This window comes from Mesorhizobium sp. M5C.F.Ca.IN.020.29.1.1 (assembly GCF_003997375.1).
In the GTDB taxonomy this organism is placed as follows: domain Bacteria; phylum Pseudomonadota; class Alphaproteobacteria; order Rhizobiales; family Rhizobiaceae; genus Mesorhizobium; species Mesorhizobium wenxiniae.
The window spans coordinates 1-3614 of the sequence record NZ_RZSW01000591.1 but is presented as its reverse complement, the minus strand read 5'-3'; the positions used below and the strand labels follow the sequence as shown (position 1 = coordinate 3614).

Annotated in this window: 5 protein-coding genes; 1 reads left to right on the top strand and 4 read right to left on the bottom strand. The window is 62.6% G+C overall.

What is annotated here, in order from left to right; all coding sequences use genetic code 11:
- Together EOA85_RS30300 and EOA85_RS30295 are read right to left on the bottom strand one after the other, a co-directional pair.
- On the bottom strand, nucleotides 1-1158 hold a 1158-nt coding region (locus tag EOA85_RS30300; RefSeq protein WP_164759984.1), incomplete at its 3' end, for a PAS domain S-box protein.
- Nucleotides 1159-1215: 57 nt separating this feature from the next.
- On the bottom strand, nucleotides 1216-1995 hold the full coding sequence (locus EOA85_RS30295) for a response regulator transcription factor (protein ID WP_206523397.1): 780 nt from the start codon (nucleotides 1993-1995) through the stop codon (nucleotides 1216-1218).
- Nucleotides 1996-2041: 46 nt separating this feature from the next.
- On the opposite strand from EOA85_RS30295, the gene EOA85_RS30290 reads away from it, so the two are divergent.
- Complete coding sequence (locus EOA85_RS30290) at nucleotides 2042-2728, top strand: response regulator transcription factor (protein ID WP_065007437.1); 687 nt, start codon at nucleotides 2042-2044, stop codon at nucleotides 2726-2728.
- A 39-nt stretch (nucleotides 2729-2767) separates the two neighbouring features.
- Here EOA85_RS30290 and EOA85_RS30285 read toward each other — a convergent pair whose 3' ends face one another.
- On the bottom strand, nucleotides 2768-2935 hold the full coding sequence (locus EOA85_RS30285) for a hypothetical protein (protein WP_084831313.1): 168 nt from the start codon (nucleotides 2933-2935) through the stop codon (nucleotides 2768-2770).
- Nucleotides 2936-3042: 107 nt separating this feature from the next.
- Complete coding sequence (locus EOA85_RS38265; protein ID WP_065007516.1) at nucleotides 3043-3384, bottom strand: hypothetical protein; 342 nt, start codon at nucleotides 3382-3384, stop codon at nucleotides 3043-3045.
- Nucleotides 3385-3614: the final 230 nt, after the last annotated feature.

Here is a 3614-nt window from a genome sequence, read left to right as displayed (position 1 = left end):
CTTGACGATGCGGCCGCAACGCTCGGCGGCGGCGCGCACCTTTTCGGCGCGCACCTTGGTCTGCGGGTCTGAAGCGAACTCGTGCAACAGCGTCGATTGTGCGACCACCACGGCAAGCGGGTTGTTGAGCTCGTGTGACACGCCGGCAAGCAGCGAGCCCATCGCCGCCATCTTCTCGTTCTGGTGCAGCTTTTCGCGCTGGCGGCCGATCTCCTCCTCGGCGCGCAATTTGTCGCGAAGGTCGCGGATCGAGCCGAAGATCAGGCGGCGGTCGGCGACTCGCATCTCGGTCGCCGTCAGTTCGATCGGAAAGACCTCGCCGGCCGCATTCTGGGTGACGGTCTCGATCCGCTGGCCGACCATCGGCGCGCCGCGGCCCGACATGTATTCGGCGCCCGACACATATCCCTTGCGATAATATTCCGGAACGACGGTGTCGAGCAGGTCCTTGCCGAGGATGTCGCTGCGCTGATAGCCGAACATCTTTTCGGCGGCGGGATTGAACTCGATGATCGAACCGGTCTCGTCGATGACTATGATGGCGTCGAGCGAGGCCTGCAACATGGTGCGGCGGATGACTTCGCTGGCATGCGCATCGGAAAGCGATCGTTCGATGGCGTCGCCGATGGCCAATGCGACGATGTGCAGCGTTGCCTCTTCCTCGTCGGTCCATTCGCGCTCGTTCACGCAGTCGTTGACCGCCAGCGTGCCCCACAGATGGCCATGCGCAAAGACCGACACCGACAGGAACGACTTGATGTGCTGCTTTTCGAAGTCGGTTCTCAGAAAGCCTTCGAGGTCGCGCGTGTGTCCCGCGAAGATCTTGCCTTGCCGCTCGTCCTCCGCCAACCGTTCCAGCAGTGGGTCCGAATTGACAACCGACTGCATGATTACCGTTGGCGACGCCAGTTCGCCACCAAATCGGGGGTTGATCCAGTAAGCCGCGACCGACTGGGCAAAGCCCTGGCCGGGCAGCTCGCGCAGCCGAAACAGAATGCCGCGCTGGCAATCCATGGCCCCGCAGAGCGTTTCAAGGATGCTGTCCATCTCGCGCTGCCAGTCGCCGGCTTCGCGAAGCCGGCGAACAACATGGACAGCCGCCATCGCCGCGCCCTGCCTGACGCCGTGCATATCGCTGCGTGCTGCTTCAGCCGTCATGGTCAGCCGTCATTTCACAGTCGTGCCACCGAGAGTGGTTACCAGTGATCGCGCCGCTCAGTTGCTTTCGCCGGTCGGCAGCGAGAAGATATAGCCTTCGCCGCGGACTGTGCGCAGGAATTTCGGGTTGGCCGGGTCCGCCTCGATCTTCTTTCTCAGCCGCATGATGCGGATATCGACCGCGCGTGACGATTCAGGATCTTCCTCGAAGCCGATCGCCTCGGAGATCGCCGCACGCGTCAGCAAACGGTTGGCACGCGTCAGGAAGACCTCCAGCACGTCAAACTCGCTCTTGGCCATGTCGATGACCGTTCCATTGGTGCCGGTGACGAACCGGCCGTCGAGATCGGCATGGAAAGGGCCGAAGCTCATAAAACGGCGGTTGGCAGTTGTTTCGGCCTTGGCGCCCTGTGGTTCGGCCGGCTGCGGCACGCGGCGCAGCACGCTGCGGACCCTCGCCAGCACCTCGCGCAATTCGTAAGGCTTGACGATGTAGTCGTCGGCGCCGAGTTCCAGCCCGACGATGCGGTCGAGCGCAGTGCCGGCGGCAGTGGCGTAGATAATGCCGATAGGCATTTTCGAGCGCAGCCAGCGGCCAAGCGACAGGCCGTCCTCGCCTGGCATGGCGATGTCGAGGATGGCCAGATGAAACGACTGCGTTTCCAGCAAAGTTCGCGCGGCGCTGGCACTCTCGGCCGTCGCGACATCGTAGCCGCTGGCGCCGAGATACTCGGCGACCGCGTCTCTCAGATCCGGCTCGTCCTCGACGATGACAATTCGTGCCCGCACTATGCTCTCGCTCCCGCTTTCAGCGGAAAGTAGATTGGGTATAAACATCATGTCCAGCACTCATCTTGGGTTGCCGGTTGCAGGGTGGAAAAAAATGGCTGCACGATCCGTCATCGCGCTTGTTTCCGTCGCCGAAGTGGTCGCGACCGATCTCGCCGACCATCTCGAACGGCGTGGTCATGACGTGCGGGCGGTGCGGCAGCCGTGGGAGGCCGAATCCCTGCTTTCCGGAAAGGGTATCGATGTCGTCGTCGTCGGCGACAGCCTCAGCCAGGCGGAAGGGCGTGATCTGCTCAGGCGCCATGGCGGCGAGGGCGGGCCGGATTTCATCCTGATCTGCCGGCCGGCCGATCTCGTCGACAAGGTGCTGGCGCTCGAACTCGGCGCCGCCGACGTCGTCGAAAGCCCGCTCAATGTCAGGGAACTCGCCGCCCGTATCGGCGGCTTGCTGGCACGGCGCGGCAGAAACGCCGGGGAATTGGTCGTGCTGGAGAACGCGACGGTCGACCTCCGGTCGGCCATGGTCATGCATCGCTCCGGCACGGAAGAACAATTGTCGCCGGGTCAGGTGGCGCTGCTCAGATTGTTCCTGGCCAGTCCGCGCAAGGTCTTGACGCGCGACGACATCATTGCCGCCGCGCCCGCCGAAAATGCCGATGCCTTCGATCGCTCGATCGATTCGCGCATCGTGCGGCTGCGCCGCAAGCTCGACACCGAAACCATCACCACTATAAGGGGTGCAGGCTACCGGTTCGATCCGCCGACGCAGTTCGCCGACTGAGGCCGGGGCCCTCACCGTATTGCCCACAGGCCCAGGCGCTCAGCGGACCACAAGAACCGACGGACCTGACGGCATTTCGCTGGCGGCGACGAATTCGCTCGCATGGGCACGATCCCTAAGAAGCACGGTGGCGAGGCCGGCAAAGCCGAGCAGGCCCTGTGCGTAGAGAAGTGCGGAAAGCACCGAAGCTGCAAATTTCGTGTTCATCGTATCCGTTCCCCAAATTCAGATCTGCTGGGTATGGCCTGTTTTCGGGCACAATCTTTTCCCGAAAACCAGCACCACTTGTCGCGATGCGGTCTTTCGGTTCGGGATCATGTCTTCAGGGAAACCCCCGAAGCGCCCGCGCCGCCAGCGGAGCCCCCCGTCGCGGCGCGGGCCTTCGGTCCTCTCGGCTGCAAGTTGCCGGAGGGGCCGCGCATCGTCTTCAGCCCAAAACCGACCCGCCAGAGGGCCTTGAGCCGGTTGATGCGCAGACTGGACACGATCCAGACCGTGGCGAAAAAGAGTGCGGCATGCAGCGTCGAAACTTCGCTTGAAGTCATCTCCGCAAGCTTCGTCGTCGGGCTGCCGGCGAAGGTGCCGACGCCGCCAATCATCGCTGCGGCTATGCTTATCCTGAAGAGCCAGGAGATCGCGTTCGATTGCATGTTCATCTTCGTTTGTGCCGGCTGTTTTCGTTCGGTCAACTCTGCGGGTGGCCTGTATCCAGATCATGCCGCTAGAGTCCGCGCTTTGTTGCAGATTGGTTTCGGGCCAAGTCAAATTTCTTTCATATGAGGGAAGAGCGCACTTTCACCTCGGAGATGGCAGTACCTTTTCGCGGGTCCGGGTTCGAGCAGCCGAGGCTTCATGTCATTGGGCTCACCCCTACAAATCCCTCGGA